Annotated in this window: 8 protein-coding genes; 3 read left to right on the top strand and 5 right to left on the bottom strand. The window is 69.5% G+C overall.

Annotated features, from left to right (window positions below):
• Positions 1–8: 8 nt before the first annotated feature.
• From ACWDR0_RS28450 to ACWDR0_RS28435, 4 genes are all read right to left on the bottom strand, one after another.
• Positions 9–965: an ABC transporter substrate-binding protein gene (locus ACWDR0_RS28450; protein ID WP_456354653.1), complete on the bottom strand. Its 957-nt coding sequence runs from the start codon at positions 963–965 to the stop codon at positions 9–11.
• 138 nt (positions 966–1,103) lie between these two features.
• The gene (locus ACWDR0_RS28445; RefSeq protein WP_456354652.1) at positions 1,104–1,970 is read right to left on the bottom strand and encodes a siderophore-interacting protein; all 867 of its coding nucleotides are present in this window, start codon (positions 1,968–1,970) and stop codon (positions 1,104–1,106) included.
• Positions 1,971–2,263: 293 nt separating this feature from the next.
• Positions 2,264–3,928, bottom strand: a complete 1,665-nt coding sequence (locus ACWDR0_RS28440; RefSeq protein WP_456354651.1) for an alpha/beta fold hydrolase — start codon at positions 3,926–3,928, stop codon at positions 2,264–2,266.
• A gap of 195 nt (positions 3,929–4,123) precedes the next feature.
• Positions 4,124–4,966 carry a TetR/AcrR family transcriptional regulator gene (locus tag ACWDR0_RS28435; RefSeq protein WP_456354650.1) on the bottom strand — a complete coding sequence of 281 codons (843 nt, stop codon included), beginning with the start codon at positions 4,964–4,966 and terminating at the stop codon, positions 4,124–4,126.
• A gap of 273 nt (positions 4,967–5,239) precedes the next feature.
• On the opposite strand from ACWDR0_RS28435, the gene ACWDR0_RS28430 reads away from it, so the two are divergent.
• The 3 genes from ACWDR0_RS28430 (at position 5,240) to ACWDR0_RS28420 (ending at position 10,407) form a co-directional block, all read left to right on the top strand.
• A complete protein-coding gene (locus tag ACWDR0_RS28430) occupies positions 5,240–7,537 on the top strand; it encodes an MMPL family transporter (protein ID WP_456354649.1) in 2,298 nt (765 codons plus the stop codon).
• A gap of 338 nt (positions 7,538–7,875) precedes the next feature.
• Positions 7,876–9,264, top strand: coding sequence for an MFS transporter (locus tag ACWDR0_RS28425; protein WP_456354648.1), 1,389 nt, complete (start codon positions 7,876–7,878; stop codon positions 9,262–9,264).
• A 54-nt stretch (positions 9,265–9,318) separates the two neighbouring features.
• Positions 9,319–10,407 (top strand): LuxR C-terminal-related transcriptional regulator, encoded by a 1,089-nt coding sequence (locus ACWDR0_RS28420; protein ID WP_456354647.1) that lies wholly within the window; start codon positions 9,319–9,321, stop codon positions 10,405–10,407.
• A gap of 324 nt (positions 10,408–10,731) precedes the next feature.
• Here the strand turns inward: ACWDR0_RS28420 and ACWDR0_RS28415 are convergent, their stop codons facing one another.
• On the bottom strand, positions 10,732–18,612 hold the full coding sequence (locus ACWDR0_RS28415) for a hypothetical protein (RefSeq protein WP_456354646.1): 7,881 nt from the start codon (positions 18,610–18,612) through the stop codon (positions 10,732–10,734).
• Positions 18,613–18,630 lie beyond the last annotated feature (18 nt).

Raw genomic sequence — 18,630 nt, 5'->3', positions numbered from 1 at the left:
GGTGCCGGTTACTTCTCGGCCGCGAGGATGCGGTCGAGGTCGTCGAGGACCGCCATTCCGCCGCGCGGGCCGACCCCGGCAATCCAGAAGGACTGGTCCACGGCGTACGGCTTCGGGAACACCTTCGCGTTGCCGCGGATCGACTCGGGGACGGCGTCTGCGGCCTTCACGTCCGCCGCCGTGACCAGGACCAGGTCGGCCTTCGCCTCGGCGACCCGCTCCGGGGAGACGTCCACCGAGATATCGCCGGCCCAGTCCCGCTTCGGGGTGGTGAACCCGGCGCACTCCAGGGTGCTGCCCGCGAAGGACGTCGGGCCGTAGAGGCTCAGTACGCCGTCGCGGGGGCGGATGAGCTGGGCGGTCCGGCCCTTGGTGTTATGGGCCGCGGCGACCTCGGCGCACCGCGCCTGGTACTTGCCGAGCAGGTCGGCGGCGCCCTTCTCGTTGCCCAGGGCGCGGGCGACCAGCTCGACGTTCTTGGTCCACGGGTCGGTCTGGGTGGCCATGAACACGGTCGGCGCGATGGAGGAGAGCTTCTGGTAGAGGGCGGAGTGCCGGGATTCGGTGCCGAGGATCAGGTCCGGGTCGAGCGCGGCGATCTTCTCGATGTTCGGTTCGGGGACCGTACCCACCGACTTGATGCTCCCGGCCTTCTTCCCCAGGTACGCGGGGACGCCGTCCTTCTCGTTGAACAGGGCCGCGCCGACCGGGACCACGTCGAGGGCGATCGCGGTGTCGAGCTGTACGGGTTCCAGGACGACGACGCGCTTGGGCTGCTGGGGGACCTTCGCCGTGCCCCGGGCGTGCTGGACCTCGTGCGTACCGGACGCCTTGCCGGAACCGTCGCTCTTCCCCTTCCCGTCCCCTTCGCCGGAGCATCCGGTGAGGACCAGGGCCGCCACGACGGGGAGGGTGATCGCCGTCAGGAGACGCCGGGGGGTGCCGAAGGTTCTCAGCGGACTCATGGGGTGGTTCCGTTCACGAGAGTGCGACTGCCTCCCGGAAGTTAGCTTAGGTATACCTAATAAGACAAGATCGGTCTCAGATACCGGCCATCGCGGGGGAGGCGCGGAGCTGTCCGGATGACCCTGTGCACACGCTGGTTACCGGTCGTGCCAGTACCCCTGGGCGTGCACCCGGTCCGGCGCGACACCGGCGGCCCGCAGCAGGTCGCGCAGTCCGGCCACCCGCTTGCTCTCGGTCGCCAGCCAGGCGTAGAACCGCTCGCCCAGGGCCGCCGCTTCGGCTCCCTGCTCCTCGACCCAGGCTTCAACCGCCCTCGTGAGTCCTCCCGTCGGCCCGTCGGTACGCGGGCAGACCGTCACCTCGTGCCCCGCGAGGCACTCCCCCATCACCGCCAGGTCCGCGGTGTCCCCCACTTCCAGGACGGCCCGCACCCGGGCCGCGGGACCGAGGCCGGACACGATGTTGCGGATCGCGGGGTACGCCGTCTCGTCGCCCACCAGCAGCAGCCGGTCGGCGCTGCCGGGGTTCCACTGGATGCCGTACGAGGGGTCGCTGCGGCGGACGTCGGGGCCGGACAGCAGGACCCGCTCGCCCTCCCGCGCGGCGGCCGCCCAGCCGCTCGCCGGGCCGGGGCTGGCATGCACATAGACGTCCAGGTCGACCTCCCGGGCGTCGGGCCGGATCCCGCTCGGGGTGTAGCTGCGCATCACGGGCCGCTCCGCCTCGGGCAGCGCCCGCCATCTCGACCGCCACTGCGCTTCGCGGAGCACCTCACCGCCGGAGTCGAAGGTGTCCGCGTAGCCGTCCCCGGTCCCGACCCCTTCCCCGGACCCGGTCCCGGCGCCGGGCACCAGGAGTTTCACCCGCTGGTCCAGGCCGTAGGGAGCGAAGATCTCCAGGCTCGGGCCGTGCAGGGTGAGCCGGACGAATCCGGGGGACAGCCGGCGCACGGCGCGCACCCGGGTCTCGAAGAGGACATTGGGAGAACCCTGGAACGGCGACATCGGAAACGTACTCCAGCCTCGGGACGGCCTGGCAACGGCCTGTGAGCAGCCTGGCAACGGCCCGCGGGAAACCGCGTCCCGGCAGGGCCGGACGCGGGCGCGCGCAGGCCGGAACGGAGAGCGGGGCGGGCCCGGATCACGGACGGGCACCCCTGCGACATCGTCGTCGCGGCGCAGCGCAAGGATCGTGCCACGGCCCCGGCATGCCATCAAGCGCGGGGCCGGTCCCGGTGGCCTCCACCGGGACCGGCCCCGCGCTGCGGTGTTCCCGCTCAGGACTGTGGTGTTCCCGCTCAGGACCGCGGGCCGCCGCAGGTGCCGTCCGCAGTCCGCCCGGTGCGGAAGAAGGTGAGCGCCTTGTCGGCGCACGGCGATTCGGGCAGATCGGCGTGCCCGGAGTCCAGCATGGTGAGCAGGGTGGCGCCGTGGGCGTCCCTGGCCTGTTCGGCCCAGACGTAGGGGGTGACGCCCTCGTAGAGGTGGCCGGACAGCTGGAGCGCGCTGTTGCCGGGGCCGGGGCGCGCGGCGGGCGCGCTCATGGGCCAGTTCGCGCACCAGACGGTGAAGTGCATCCCGCCCTGGAGGGGGTCCGCCTTGCGGCGGGACTCGCGGGCCGCCCACAGCTCACCGAAGCCGCGGCTCGCGGTGGTGGTGTTGCAGAGCATCGCGTTGTACTGAAGGCTGTTGAAGCCGCTGCGCGGTTTGCCCAGCCCGGCGGAGCGTACGGCCGTCGGGGCGGCACCGGCCGCCGGGGGCGTGGCCGGGGCGGTGGCCGACCGGGGCTTCAACGGGGCCTTCCCGGGTGCCGCGGCCCCGGGCTGGGTGGCCGCGGCCGGGGGCGCCGCAGGTGCCGTCGGCGTACCGCCGTCGCGTACCACGACAAGGTTCTTCGCCGCGTCGTCCCACTCCTCCTGGGGGCGCACGACCTGGTCCAGCACCCAGGGCCCCGACACGCGTACGCCACCGGCGGCGACGCGCGGCTTCCTGTCCAGTTCGCCGCGCAGCTCGCCCAGCCGGGCGCGTACGGTGGCCGCGTCGGCGCCCATGCCGTACTCGGCGTCGCGCTGGGCGAGCCAGGGCACGAACGGCGTGCCTTCTTCCTGGCCGACCGCCTCGGTTTCGCGGTCCATGGTCGGCCAGTGGCGGGTCGGCGGCATCACCGAGTCCAGCCAGACCCGTTCCGTACGGCGGTCGAAGAGGGAGCGGTAGGCCAGTCCGACGGCGGTGCCGAAGGAGGCCCCGTAGAAGCTGATCTTCTCCGCGCCGAGCGCGGCGCGGAGCCGGTCGATGTCGCGGGCGGTGTTCTCCGGGGTCAGCTGCCGGGCGAACTCCCGGTCGACGGCGGTGCAGCGGTTGTTGAACTCGGCCTGCTGGTCGAATTCGGCCTTCTTGAAGGCCTTCTCCGGTGCGGTCGGCGCCGGTTCGGCGAACGGCTGCTCGGCGCAGGCGATGTGGTCGCTGTATCCGGCACCCCGGAGGTCCAGCCCGATGAAATCGCGGTCGGTGTTGAGCGAGGAGAGTCCGCGCCGGGCCATCGAGGCCGAGTCGGTGATGTTGGAGAACCCGGGTCCGCCCAGTACGGCCACGATGGGCGGCCGGGTCGCCTGCCCGCCGGTGGCCCGGACCCGGCTCACCGCAATGGTGATCTTCCGGCCCTGGGGTTTGGCGTGGTCCAGCGGTACGGCCAGTTCGGCGCATTCGGTGCGGGTGTCGTTCTTCAGCGGCCAGTTCACGGCCGCGGTGGCGCAGAGCTGCCACTGGAGTCCCGGCCCGGTGGACCGGCTCCTGTCGTTGCCCGGCGCGGCGGACCGGCTCCCGCTGTCGCCCGGCGCGGCGGAGGCGAGGCCGGTGCCGGTCTGGAGGCCGGCCAGTACCAGGGCGGAGACGGCCAGGGCGCGGCGGCGGGCGCGGCCGGCCGGGCGGGGCGGCGCACTGCGGTGGTCGGTCGTCGGTGACACGAGAAAAAGCCTCCGTGCGGGGTGGGGGGGCGGTGGGAGGTCCGCGGTGTCCGCGGACCTCCTCCTGCGAACGCCCTCACTATCGGCGGCCCGCGCATCCGCGACGCGGTGATACGGCATCGGCGGGCCTTCCGTTCTGTTTCACCCGCGCTACCGCGGCCGCCACCCGGTCAGAAGTCCTTCGGACGCGGCCCGTTACGCGCCGGGGATCCGGTGGTCCGCGGCCTCCGGCGGGGAGTCGGTGTCCTCCGCCGCGGGAATCCGGCGGTGGACGTCCTCCACCAGGTTCCGCACCCCCCGGCGGAAGATCTCGGCCCGGTGTTCGCCGAGGAAGGAGGTGTGCCCGAACACCTCCAGGACGACCAGTCCGTGCAGATGCCCCCAGGCGCTCAGAAGGAGTGTGGTGGCGGGCGGGGGCAGGGCGCCCAGACCCTGCGGCGGCAGTTGTTCCAGATGGGCCCGCAGGCCGGCGGAGAGCGGCGGGGCGTCGGCCGCCGCCAACTGGGCCCGGGTGAATCCGCCGAATATCTCGCGCTGGAAGATCGCGCCGATCCGGACCATGGCCTGGGTGGTGGGACCGCCGACGGGTGCCGCGTACTTCCGGAGGGGTGTGCCGTAGAGGAGCTGGAACCGCTCGGGGTTGGTGACGGCCCAGCGGCGGTACGCCTCCGCGGCGACCATGATCCCGGGCACGGCCGGATCCTCCGCCTCCGCCCCCGCGGACACCGCGGCGGTCTCTGCGGCGTTCTGCACGGCGGTCTGTACGGCGTCGGCCATGTCGTCGTACGCCTTGGTGATGAGCGCCGTGAGCAGATCGGCCCAGCTCGGGAAGTAGTGGTACAGCGCCTGCACGGTCATGCCGAGATCCCGGGCGACCGCTCGCAGGGACAGGGCCACCGGGCCGTCCTGGACGATCCGCCGCTCGGCTGCCTCCAGGATCTCCCGGGTGGCGGCCGCCCGGCGCCGCTCCCGCAGAGAAGGCAGGGCGGGCGGGGCGGGTGAGGCGGGCATGGGCGTCGCATGTTCTTCCGCAGGCATACGGCGACCCTACGACGGCGGCCACGGCAACACCTCACCCCGCACAGGAAAGTTGTGCACTGTGAAGAAAATCTAACACTGCTCAATTTTCCAGTACCCCGCTAACTTCGTTGGTGGCGACGAGGAGCAGGGCCCGCGGGGCCGCTGTCGGTGCGGTGCGGGATTCCGTGCACCGCCCCATGCCCCGCTGCCCCCACCCGCCCGTCCGGGCCGGGCCGGTCGGCCCCGTACCTCCGGGCTCTCACCATCAGTGCGCGAAAAGGGAGATCAAGCGTGTTTGAACGCATAGCCGAGCTGGTGATCCGCCGGCCCCGGCTGGTCCTTGTCCTCGCCGTCGTGGCCGTGGTCCTCATGGGCGCCGCGGGCAGCGGCGCGTTCGGCAAACTCCTGGAAGGCGGGTACGACGACCCCGCCTCGCAGTCGACCCGGGCCGGGAAGGTCATCGGCGAGAAGTTCGGCGGCGAGACAAACCTCGTCCTGCTGGTCGGGCCCGCCGAAAGCGCCGCCGAAGGGGCCGCCGCGGGCGGCGTCGACAGCCCGGCCGCCGAGCGCCACGGCCGGGCCCTGGTGGCCGACCTCAGGAAGGAACCGGGCCTGGAGAACGTCGTCTCGTACTGGGACGCGGGCAACCCCGGCCTCCGCTCCGAGAACGGCCGCGAGGCCCTGGTGCTCGCCCATGTGAAGGGCGACGAGACGAAACAGGCCGAGCACGCCAAGGCTGTCATCGAGGAGTACACCGGGACCTACGCGAACGCCCTGGAGGTCCGGGCGGGCGGCGGAGTCGCGGTGGGCGACGAGATGGGCGGCCAGGTGGGCAAGGACCTGCTGCTGGCCGAGGCCATCGCCGTACCCCTCACGCTGCTGCTCCTGCTGCTCGTCTTCCGCAGCGTGGTCGCTGCCCTGCTGCCGCTGGCGATCGGACTGATCGCCGTCATCGGCACCTTCGCCCAGCTCTTCGTCCTCGGCAGCGTCACCGATGTCTCCGTCTTCGCGATCAACCTGACCACCGCGCTGGGACTCGGCCTGGGCATCGACTACGCCCTGCTGATGGTCAGCCGCTTCCGGGAACAGCTCACGGCCGGGGCGAGCGTGGAGGACGCCGTACGGAAGACCGTGCACACCGCGGGCCGTACGGTCGCCTTCTCCGCCGCGACCGTGGCCGCGGCGCTCGGCGCGCTGCTGGTGTTCCCGCAGTACTTCCTGCGCTCCTTCGGATACGCGGGCACCGGTGTCGTCGTCATCGCCGCCGTCAGCACCCTGTTCGTGATGCCCGCTCTCTTCGTCGTCCTGGGGCACCGGGTCAACAGCGGCCGGCTGCCGGGGCTCAACCCGGGGCGCGCCGGTGCCCGGAGCAGCGTCTGGGGAGGGCTGGCCCGTACCGTGATGCGGCGGCCCGCCCTCACCGCGCTGCCCGTGCTCGCGGTCCTCCTCCTGGCGGCGAGCCCGCTGCTCGGCATCACCTTCGGCACCCCGGACGAGCGCGTGCTTCCCGAGGACGCCCAGAGCCGCCAGGTCGCGAAGGTGCTGGAGGAGGGCTTCGACGGCACGGACGAGTCGGCGCTCCATGTCGTCATCGACCGGCCCGTGGAGCGGGGCCCGCTGGAGTCCTACGCGGCCGCCCTGTCCGGCCTGGAAGGCGTCGCCCGGGTCGAGACCAGCGCCGGTACGTACACCGGCGGACAGGCCACGGCCACCGCCCGCTCCGATGCCGCCCTCGGCCGCCCGGACGCGCAGCGCCTCAATGTGGTGAGCACCCTGCCAGCGAAGTCGGACGAGGCCCAGGAACTGGTGGAGCGGGTGCGGGAGGTCAACCCGCCCGTCGGCACCCAGCCCCTGGTGGGCGGGGTCGACGCCGTACTGGTCGACACCAAGGACTCCATCGGAGGCCGGCTACCGCTCGCGGTGGGCCTGGTGGCCCTGACCACCTTCCTGCTGCTCTTCCTCTTCACCGGAAGCGTGGTGCAGCCGCTGCGCGCGCTGCTGCTCAACCTGATCAGCCTGGGGGCCACCCTCGGCGTCATGACATGGATCTTCCAGGACGGGAACCTCTCCTCCCTGCTCGGTTTCACCGCGCAGCCGATGGATGTGTCGATGACCGTGCTGATGTTCTGCGTCGCCTTCGGCCTCTCGATGGACTACGAGGTCTTCGTCACCAGCCGGATCAAGGAACTCCACGATCTGGGCGCGGACAACGAGACCGCGGTGGCCGACGGCCTCGGGCACACGGGACGCATCGTCACCGCGGCGGCCGTTCTGCTCGCCGTGTCCTTCTTCGCCTTCGGTACGGCCGAGCTGAGCTTCCTGCAACTGTTCGGTCTGGGCGCCGGACTGGCCATTCTCATCGACGCCGTCGCGGTACGCGGTGTGCTGGTCCCGGCCGCGATGCGCCTGCTCGGCCGCTCGGCCTGGTACGCGCCGGGCTTCCTGCGCGGGTTCCACCGGCGGTACGGGCTGAGCGAGTCGGGCCCGGCGGCGGGGCCGGAGGGTGTGGCAGCGACAGCAGCCGTGCCCGAGGGTGAGGGCGAAGTCGTAACGGGCGGACCGTACGCGAAGGACCGGACCGGGGTCTGACCCGGAGCCCGGCCGTAAGGACCTGCGGACCGCACTCCGCGCCGTGCCCGCCACCACCTGATCCGGGGGCGGGCACGGCCGCGCGCCTCCGTCCGGTGGCGCGTCCCCGTCCGGCGGCGGACTGTCATCCGGCCGCGGGCCGGACCGTCCCGGCGGGCGCGGGCCCCCGCCGGAGGCACCACCGCCGCCTCTCCCCTCAATCGGGGGATGGGAGACCCGGACCCCGGATGGAACCGTGATCGGCGACCGGCCGGGCCCGCCCCGGCCGGTCGCCGCGGACGTACGGGGGTGAAGGCTCCCCGTACCGATCGGGCCCGCACCGGCATCCGGGAGGAAGAGTGTCGACGACGACCATCAGCACGGCCCAGGGGGATCCGCCGCGGAACGCGCCCGGCGCGGTGGCGACCGGGCTCAGGCTGGGAGCGCTGTTCGGGCCCGTGATCTTCGGGGTGACGGCCGCGGGGGTGGCGCTTCCCGATACCGCCCTGGCCATGGACGTCCGCCCGGCCGTCGCGGGCTGGGTGCTGACCGCCCATGCCCTGGCGCTGGGTGTCGGCACCGCGTTCTTCGGGCGGCTCTCGGAGAAACGGGGGGTGCGTACGACCCTGCTGGCGGGGTCATTGCTGCTGGCCGTGGGGGCGCTGCTCTGTCTGGCCGCCCCCGGCTTCGGCACCCTCGTCGCGGGCCGGGCCGTCCAGGCGGCCGGTTCCGGGGCCATCACCTCCGCCGCGCTGACCCTCGCGGCTTCGGCGCCCGCAGCGCAACGCGCCCGGATCCTGACGCTGTTCGGGGCCGCCATGGCGCTGTTCTCCTCCACCGCCACCCTGACGGGCGGGGTGGTGACGGAATGGGCGCACTGGCGGCTCACCCTGGTACTGCCCGCGCTCTCCCTGCTGGCCGTGCCCTTCGTGCTGAAGCCCGCCGCCGCCCGCCCGGGCTTCGGCAGGCCCGTCGATCCGGTCGGCGGGATCCTGCTGGGCACCGCCGCCACCTCGCTGTTGCTGCTCATCCAGGCGTCCTCGCTGGACCTGGCCACCGCACCGGTCATCGCGCTGGCGGCACTTCTGATCCTGTCCGCATCGGCCCTGGTGATCCGTATCGGCAGGCGGCCCGAGGGTTTCGTCCCGCGCCGGCTGGCCGGCGACCGGACCTTCCTGACCGCGGCCCTGGTCGGGGCGGGCGGCTATGCCGGGCTGTTCGCGGCGATGTACGCCGTACCGCAGATCCTCACCCGGCAGTACGGCTGGGGGGTGTTCGCCATCGGTGCGTGGATGCTGCCGGGCGCGGTCGTCGGCGCGGTGTTCGCGCGGGCCGCCGGGAAGTTCACCACCGGCAGGGGCGGCAGTTTCCTGCTCGCCGGGGCCGCCGTCGCCTCGGCCGTCTGTCTCGGGATCACCGGCCTCGCCGGGGGCGGCATCGTCGTCATGCTGGCCGGTACGTCGCTGGGCATGGCGGCCTTCGCGGCCACCCAGGTGCACACCACCGCCGTACTGTCCAGCCGCCTCGAACCCGAACGGCGGGGCGGCGCCATGGGCGTACTCAACCTGCTGTTCTTCGTCGGCGGCGGTATCGGCTCCGCGACCGCCGGAGCGCTCTCCGAGCATCTGGAGATCACCAGCGCCCTCGGGTGCGTCGCACTGCTCCCGCTGCTCGCGGGCGCGCTCGCCCTGCGGCTCCCGCCCGCCCTGGCGCCGGAGGGGCCCGGCCGGGCAAGTGACGTACGGTGAAAAGGGGTTGGGGCGGACGGGGGCCCGGGCGGCCCCGGAACGGAGTGCCGGAGCATGCCCACAATGATCGGCCGCGACGAACTTCTGGCCCGGATCCGCGATGCGGACGGCCCACAGGCGCTGTTCGGCGTCCTCGCGGCCCGGCTACGCAGAGCGGTCCCGTACGACGTGGGCGTCTGGCGGGCCACCGATCCGGAGACCGGAATGATCACCTCGCCGGTTCTCGCGGAGAACACCGAGGACCACAGCTGCACCGCGTACTGGCAGTACGAGACGTTCACCGAACGGGTCAACCTGTTCCGCGACCTGGCGCTCGCCCCCGTACCGGTGGCGAGCCTGTGGGAGGCCACCGGGGGCCGGCCGGAGCGCAGCCCGCTGTACCGGGGATTCCTGGTCCCGCGCGGGCTGCACGACGAACTGCGGGCCGTTCTGCGGGTCGACGGCCGCCCGCACGGCTATGTCAGCCTGTTCCGCGAGAAGGGCCGGGCCGCCTTCACCGACCGGGAGCGCGGGTTCGTCCAGGACCTCGGCACACCCGTGGCCCGCATGCTGCGGTCGTACGCGAAACACCGCCCGGACCCCGCGGCCGCCGGTCCCACGGGCACCGGGCTGCTGCTCTTCGACGCGGACGGCGCACTCGTCTCCGCCAACGACGAGGCCCGGCGCTATCTGGCGGAGATGCCCGAGGGGCCCACCTCCCTGACCGCCCTGGGCCTCCGGGTCCCCCTGTGGGTGCACGGCACCGCGATGCGGGCCAGGGCGATCGCGGAACAGCACTCCGGCGACACCGCCCGCATCAGACTGCGGAGCCGGACCGGCCGCTGGCTGGTCTGCCACGGCTCGTGCCTCCGCGGCCCGGACGGCCGCCCGGGCCTCGCCGCGGTCGTCGTCGAACGCGCCCCGGCCTCCGAGGTCGCCCCGCTGGTGGTGCAGGCGTACGAACTGTCGCGGCGGGAACTGGAGGTCACCCGCTGTGTGGCCCGCGGCCTGCCGACCACCGCCATCGCCGCGGAACTCCACCTGTCGCCCCACACGGTGCGCGACCACATCAAGGCGGTCTTCGAGAAGCTGGGGGTGTCGAGCCGGGGGGAGCTGGTGGGGAGGCTGTTCACGGGGTACGGGGAGTACGGGGAGGGGGCGTAGCGGCGGCCCGTCGCTACTGGCCGTACCACTGCTGGAAGCTGAGGCCGTTGCAGGCGTGCTCGCGGAGACCGAAGGCGCCGCTGTCGTCGATACAGCGGCCGGTGTTGAGGTTCCGGATGGCGCTTCCGGCCATGGTCTGTACCTCGCCGGGCAGTACCCGCACCGCCTCCGGGCGGGGACGGCATGGACCCTAGGGCTGGAGTCGTGAACAGGGCAGGCTCGGCCGGGGGAATGCCGCCGCCGTCGCTGATGAATGGCCGAATGCGCCCGGGCGGGAAATCGCCCGGCCGCTGCGGCTGGTGGCCGAGATGAGAATCGCGGCCGCTAGATCTGACTCTGCATCAAGATGTCCACTTGCTTCTTGACGTCGGTTCCACCTTGGAACATATGCTTCATGTCCGGAGATATCACGGGCCTGAAATTGTTCTCCAGGAGCAGCCTCGGAAGAATCACATGGACATTCAGTCTGCGATTTCCATCGCCGAACGGATGCATGATCTGAAGCTTGGTGACAACCCTGGCAATCGCCGCCATCTTCGCCCGGTCGTCCACTGCTGCGTCGATCTCCTTGCCGTAGTCCTCGAAAATAGCGTTCAACAAATCCGACCATTCTTCCGGCTTGTAATTCGTCGTAATCAACTCATCACTGTTACCGAAGCGACTCGGCATGCGGAGAACGGAGACGGGCTTCGGAGAATTCGCCGACTGACCCCAGTCGTACTTCTTGAAGTCGAGCAGAAGCTTCCGTCCGAGAATAGTCATCTTGTCCGTGTCTTCACTCATCTCCTTAGCTCGCAGCGGGAACATCGTCGCCGGAGATGCCTGCGTCCGCTGCGGGGGCTTTTTCAGACTCTCCACCGCCTTGGTGTGGAGGCTCTCATAGGTATGCGAATTAAGAACAAATCCAGGGTTCTCCAGAGCCTCCTTGTATGCTTTTAGCATACCGACCCTGAAACCGGGCGACTGGTCGTTGTCGTAGTAGCTACCAGGGTCGTCGGGGTGTTTCTGTTGCGCCTCTTCGTGATGGACCGGATCGAGGAAAAGCCTCCACCAATCCGATTCCGGGAGAATGTCCGAGAGCTTTCTTGTAACAGGTCCGCTGGAGCTTCCGGCAGCGACCGATCCCTCGGAAGCGTCTCCTGGACCGGCCTCAGGGGCGACCGGCGCGTCGGGTTGCGGCTCCTGAGTGGTGGGGGGTGAATCCGCGGACATCCTCGGCCGCTGCGGCGGATCACGATCGTCGTCACTGGTACTGCTGCTGTCACGGACCCGCTTCTGCGCGGGCTCCAGAAGGGTCCGGGTGTCGTCCGGCTTCGGCTGGGTGCTGGGGTCCGCGTCGGCGTCGGCGTCACTGCTGCCGTTGCTTTCCGGGCTCGCGCTCGTGGGGTGGAGCGGAGCGTCGCCGGGAGCCGGGGCGGCCGACGTCTGTTCCGTGGTGCCCATCAGGATGTCCACCTGCCTCGTGAGGCTGGTGCCGCCCTGGAACATGCTTCGCATCTCCGGAGACATGACCAGGTTGAAACCGTTCTCCAGGAGGAGTCTCGGCAGGACTACATGGACGTTGACCCTGCGATTTCCGTCCTGGAACGGGTGCATCACCTGAAGCTTGGTGATCGTTTTGGCGATCGCCGTCATTCGCTCCCGATCGTTCCCCGAATTTGCGATCTCGGCACGGTACTCCGCGAAGATCGTATTCAAGAGAGGCGACCAGTCGGATTCTCTGTAGTTGGCCGTAACCTGCAAATGACTCATCGGGCTGGGCATGACCACAGATACGGCCGCCCTGGCCCTCGCAAAGAGTTCCGCGCCACCCGGGCCGAATGCGTCCTGAGCATCGACCAGGAGTGTCCGGTCCCCGATCGTCATCTGACTCACTTCCGCGCTCACCTCCTCCGAACGGAGCGGGTAGCTCGTCCGCAAGGCCCCTCCCGTCCTTGGCGGTACGTAACCGAGACTCGTCATGGCCATGGCATGGAGACCCTCATAGGACGTCGCATCGAGAACGAAGTCGGGGTTCTCCAGAGCTGCGTCGTAGGCATTGTTCATGCCCTCCCTGAAGCCGGGAGACTCGTCGTTGTCGTAGTAACTTCCGGGGTCGTCGGGGTGTCTTGTCCGCGCTGTTTCATGATCGGTCGGATCGAAGAACAGTGTCCACCAGTCGTCTCGCGGAAGGACTTCCGAAAGCCTGGGAGTGACCTCGGGCGGGATCGCACTCGTGGGGTGAAGCGGCGGAGAATTGTGCCCGTCGGTGTTTTCGGAGGACCGGGGCGGGGTCGCTTCCTGGGAAGAGTCCCGCGTGTGGGTGGGGATGAGCGCGGTGTCGCTGACCTCTTCGATCCTCTTGAGGTAGTCGGCGGGCAGGGCGTCGAGGTCCGCCCGTTCGGCGGTGGCCATCAGGCCGTCTCTCCGGACGCCGCTGAGCCGCTCGTCGCTGCGGAAGACATGGGGGTTCTCGGACCTCCGGCCGTTCCGAGTGTCCAGGTACTCGTCGGGGAGCCCGAGGTAGTGCAGGAGTTCATGGACGAGGGTGCCGTCGTCGTGCCCGAGGTCCCAGCGGATCTGGTTGGCGCGGTCCGACTTCTGGTTCCGGGTGAGTTTGATGGCTTCGCCGTTGTCCGGGTCCGGCCTGAAGTTGAGCGTGACGCGGAGCTGGTCGCCGGAGTAGGGGAGTTTGTAGCCGCTGTTCACTGTGGAGTCGAGGGTGCTCTGAAGACGGGTCTCCAGTGCCCTCAGATCGGCGTCGCCGAGGCCGTTGAGCGGCCGGAAGGGCAAGTCGAGCCGGAAGTGCCGGACGGTGCGGCCGTCCTCAAGGTCTTCTCGTCGCACCTGATGCCGGATCAGCGTCGCCGACCCGTCGAGCAGTCCGGGCCGCTGATTGGACTGGACCCGGACCGGGTCGAACCGTTCGGTGCTGACCTTGGCCCAGGCGGCGTCGCCGAATGCCGCCAGTTCCTCCGCCGTTGCGGGCCGGGCGACCCGCTCGGCCGGCACCCGGGGAAGCGACGGGTCCACGGGCGGGGCAGGGCGCTTGCCCGTCGGCAGTGGCGCGGGGGCGGACTCCTCCGGGGAGCGGACGGGCGGCGGGGTGGGGGCCGGGGGAATCGAGGAGGAGGAAGAAGAGGACGAAGGGGAGGAAGGGGAGGACGTGAGGAGCTGGTAGGCGAGCGCTGCGCGGTCGCCGGACTGCTGGGGGGTGGAGATGGCCGACACCGTCGGAGGAACGGTGGAAGTGGTGGGGGCCTGGATGGTGGAGGGAGCGGTGGTGGAGGGGACGGGCCCAGCCGGGTGCGAGACGTCCGTCGGGGGGCGAACCCGGACCGGGGCCTGGGCGGTCTGGATACCGGTCGTCGCGGTGGAGGACGAGGACTCCGAGGTGGTCGCGATCGGCGGCACGGTCACGGCGCCCGCGGCGGCCTGGCGGGCAGCCTCCCGGCGCTGGTACGCGATATCGGCCTCTTCCCGGAGTCTTGTGTAGAGGGGGTCCCCCAGGGGCGTGTTCCACATATGGAGGTAGACCAGCATCTGGTTCAGGACGGTGTCGTACTCGACCAGAGTGCCGGAGTGGAGATCGACCGCCTGGTCCCAGGCCACCAGCCGGTTCTTCTCCTCAAGCGTGATCTTGCCGGCTCCATGGAGAGATGCCGCATAGCCCATCAGCCTGGCTTTTTTATCGGCATAATCCAATTGCTCCGTCAGGAAGTAGCGCTCGGATTTTCCAAATAGCTCACTTTCATTCATCGCCTTCTTGAGATCGGCAATCTTCTGCGTTCGCTCCTTCGCCAGCGCTACGACCTCGCCGATCGTTGCCCCGGCAGGAATCAGCTCCATGATCGGGCTGCCGCCGAATGCCTGATGGGCGGCAATGTGCGTGAATTCATGAGCAATATGCCCCAAGAGATACGACGTGCCGCCCTTGGGTGCGACATTTACGTTGAACGTGTACGTCGGAGCGGCGTTTCGATCCGAGGTGAGTTTCATGCCGGGCATGGCGCCGTGCGGAAACTGCATCACCGTCACCAAGGGTTCCACAGCCATCAGTTCGTCGACAGCTCGGCGCGTCACCGGGGGAAGTGATTCGTCGGAACGCAGCGCCCCCAACTGCTGGACAAACTCGCTCATCATGCTGTGGAAACGGTCACTCAGCATGGCCTGGGCGGCATGTTGCGTCTCGGTGGCCAGCAGGAGGGCGTCGTCCAGTGCGCCCTCACTCAACAGTCGGTCCAGCTCGCCCAGATTGTTCCGGAAAAGCGGCTCCCCGATATTACCGGCGCTGACTCGCGCCTGCTCCACAAGCGCCTTGACGCCTTCGGTTCGGGTACCTCCGCCGTCCCCCTTGTGCTCGATGTACAAATCGCCCGCATCGGAAATCGCCTTGAGGGCGATCACCCGGTCGTGGGGGGTGGCATTGGCCGGCAGCCGGTGGAACTCCCGCAGAGCGGTATCGACCTTGCTGATCTCGGATTTCGAACGCAGCCCGGACGCGGAAGTACTCTCCTGGAACTGTTTCACGCTCATCATCCCGTCACCGCTCCGCGCCATGGACGCGGATGTCATTTCGCGGGTGTGCCGGGTGTTGGGCGGCGTCACGGGGTCGTTCTTCGGGGGGCTGGAACTCGCGAAGTGGACCGGGGCAGCGGTATCCGTCGAGGTCTGGTTCGTCTCGGTGTCGGGCGTCGCGGAGGACGGCACGGATCCCGAGGTGGTCGGGACCGTCGGGGGCGCTATCGGGCTCTGGCGGGAGTTCTCCCGCCGCTGGTAAGCCGTCTCGGCCGCTTCCCGCAGCTTCGTGTAGAAGGTGTTCTCCGGGGCGGTCCCCCACATGTGCAGATAGACCAGCATCTGGTTGAGGACCGTGTCGTACTCGACCAGCGTGCCGGAGGCGTCCCCCGCCGCCTCGTCCCAGCGCAACAGACGGGCCTTCTCCTCGGAGGTGATCTTGCCCGTCGCGCCGAAGTTGGTCGCATACCGCGCCAGCTTGTACGGCTGGCTGCCGTAGACCAGCTTCTCCTGGAGCATGTTCTGCTGGAAATCACCGAACGCCGGGTTGCCTTCCCGGGCGCTGTTCAGGTCTTCCAGTGTCTGCTTCCGCTCCGCCGCCAGCTCCCTGACCTGCTGATCGGTCGAGTCGGAGCGCACCAGTTCCATCACCGCGCTACTGCTGAAGGCCCGATGGGCAGCGACATGGGTGAACTCATGGGCCATATGGCCGAGGAGGAAGGAGGTACCGCCCCTGGCCTGGGTGTCGACGTTGAACGAGTACGTCGACGGCGCATCGCCACCCGGTATGAACTTCATCCCGGGGTTGCCGGTCTTCGGGTACTCCATCACCGTCACCAGCGGCACCACGTCCATCAGCTCTTGGATGACGTTGCGGGTGATATCGGGCAGTGTCGGATCGTCCTGGAGTGCCCTCAGATCCTCGACGTAGCCGTCCATCAGCGTCTTGAACTCATCACCGGTGAGGGCACGGGCAACCCCCTGGGCCTCACCGCCCAGCACACGGTTGTCCCGGTCCGGATTCTCCCCCCGGTCCAGCACCCGATCGGTTTCGGCCAGCAGATCACGGAAGAGCGTCGTGGAGGCCATCTGGGCCTTCTGCGCCTTCGCCTGGTCACTCAGCTGCTGGGTGCCGAGGACTCGATTGTTGACGGTCCCCTTGTCGCCCTTGTGGTTGACGTAGGTATCGCACTCCCGAACGATGCGGCTGAGGGCCAGTAGTTGGTCCATCGCCCTGGCGTTCCCGAGGCTCTTGAACTGCCTGAGAGCCTCGTCCACCCTGCCGATCTCCGACTTCGACCGGAACCCTGTGGAGGACGTCGCGTCCTGGAACTGCTTCAGGCTCATCACCCCGTCACCGCTCTGCAGCGCAGAAGCGGACGAGGTCCCGCGGGTGTGCTGGGCGCCGGCCCCCTCGTCGGGGTCGTTCTTCGGCGGGCTGAAGCTCGGAGTGTGGAGCGGGGTGGGAACGGATTCCGAGTCGGGCTCGCCGGTTCGGGCTGCCGCGGTCTCCGTCTCGCTGTTCGGCCGAGGTGACGTGTGGTGGGTTGTGGTGTCCGTGGTGGTGGCGTCCACCGTCCGGGGTGCCGGATTGGTGTTCACATCCCGCTGCTCGGATTCACTCTTCGGCACGTCCTCGTTCGACACGGTGGCCGGTGCCGTGACGGTGCGGGAGTCCGTCTCGGATGTGCTGTCACCGGTGCGCGGTGCCTCGGTGGTGAAGTCCTCCACCAGCGTGGTGCTCTCGGTCAGGGGCCGGGCGGGCGGATCCGTCCGGTCGTCATTCTCCTGGCGGGACCGCTGGTCGTCGGCGGACTCCGTGGTGGTGTTCTGGTCCTGGTCGGGTGTCGTGCTCTCGGTGGAGAGGGTCGTCGGCATCTTCGCGCTGCCGTCGGCATCGGTGGCGGTGGTCGTGGTGGTGTCGGTGGTGCTCTGGGTGGTGCGTGGTGGTGTCTGGTTCGACGGTTGGTTGTTCTGGGTGGACTGGTTGGTCTGCTGGTTGGTCTGGTTGGGGGTCTGTGTGGCGGTGGGTGAGGGAGAGCCGGTGGTGGGGACGGGTGCGGTGGTGACGGGGGGTGGCATCGGGGCGCCGGTGAAGATGTCGATGAGTTCGCTGCCGTCGCCCGTGTAGTCGAAGTCGTCGAGGTAGCTGTTGTCGTTCCTGCCGTTCGCCCCGCCCTTGTCGTCCTCGCCGTTCTTGTCATCCTTGTCGTCCAGGGAGGCGAGGGACGCGGTGTCGTCGTCATCGTCGTCGAGGGGAAGGAGGGAGATGGTGTCCGCGTCATCGCCGTCGTCCTGGGAGGCCAGGGATACGGCGTCGTCCTGGGCGCCGCTGCCGGCCGCGGGCGACCCGGAACCACCACTTCCGGCGCCGGACGGTGCATTGCCGCCCTCGGTGAGCCAGCTCGGGGGTGCCATGCCCAGGTTGCCCCGCATGCCCATCGCGAGGTTCTCGCCGCCGGTCTCCATCATCGCGCCGAGACGGCCTTCGACCATGCCGGAGGCGAACGTCAGACCCGAGGTCTTGAACGTGTGCTCGTCCGAGAAGATCAGGTTGTACATACCCTCCGAGACCGCCGCGTGGGCGCCCTCGAAGATGCCCCGGCCGGTGCCCTCCACGATCTCCCGCATGATGCTGCGGCCCATCGAATCCGCCGCACCCTGGCTCAGCACCTTCATGGCATCCGGGCCCAGATCCTTCGCGATCGGCCCCAGCGCCTTCTCCAAAGCGTCCGGCAGCTCCCGCGTCCCCGTCTTCTCCAGCAGCGCCCGCGCCCAGTCCCGCCCCGCACCCACCGCACCGTCGCCGTACTGGCGGCGGAACACCTCACCGACATCCTTCACGAACTTGTCGCCCGCCTTCGCCCCGTTCGGGCCGTAGGTGTTCGGCAGGTTCTTCCGGAACGCCTCACTCATATCCCGCCCGAACGACACCGGCGGCTTGGTGTCCGGCTTCGGGTCCGGCTTCTCCGCCTCCGGCTTGTCTCCCGGCTTCGGCTTCGTCTCCGGAACCTCCGGCTTGTCCCCCGGCTTCGGCACCGTTGCCCCGGGAGCGCTCTCCGTCTTCGGCTTCGGGGAAGGGGAAGGAGAAGGGGCCGGGGTCTTGACATCCGGCTTCCCCGGCGGGACCTTCACGTCCACATCAGGGCGGTTCTTCGGCGGCGGCACCACACCGTCGATCTTGTTGCCCAGGTTCCGGCCCGAATCCAGGCCGAACATCTTCGCCAGCATCTTCCCGAACCGGTCACCCAGCGCGTTGAACGGACCCGCCAGCAGACCCTGCACCATCCCCGACAGCGCAGCGTTCTTCGTCAGGTCCGTGTCCCACTCGTCCCGCGTCCCCTGGTTCAGCTGGATCCACTGGATCATGGCGTCCATCGTCACGCCCATACCCACATTGATGACCTGATGCGTCAGCAGCGTCACAATCATCCGGCCGATCCTGGTCTTCAGGATCACCCGCACAATCGCCTGCTTCTGCAGATACGCACCGATCGACGCACCGAAGAAGAACGCCGTCGCCGCAGCCACCGCAGCCTCGATCAACAACGCAATCAACTGCGCAATGATCATGTACTTCGTGTACTGGAGCTGCGTCGCCGACTTCCGCGTGAACTCCGCGACCAACTGGGCCTGGTCACCCACCGCCTTGAAGTAGTCCAGCCCCTCCTGACCACCCAGAAAAGCCTTCATCGCCTCCTGGTACATCTTCGCCGCGTCACCGTC

This window comes from Streptomyces sp. NPDC003691 (assembly GCF_053981115.1).
The sequence above is the reverse complement of the archived record's forward strand: the minus strand, read 5'-3'. Positions and strand labels throughout refer to the sequence as shown.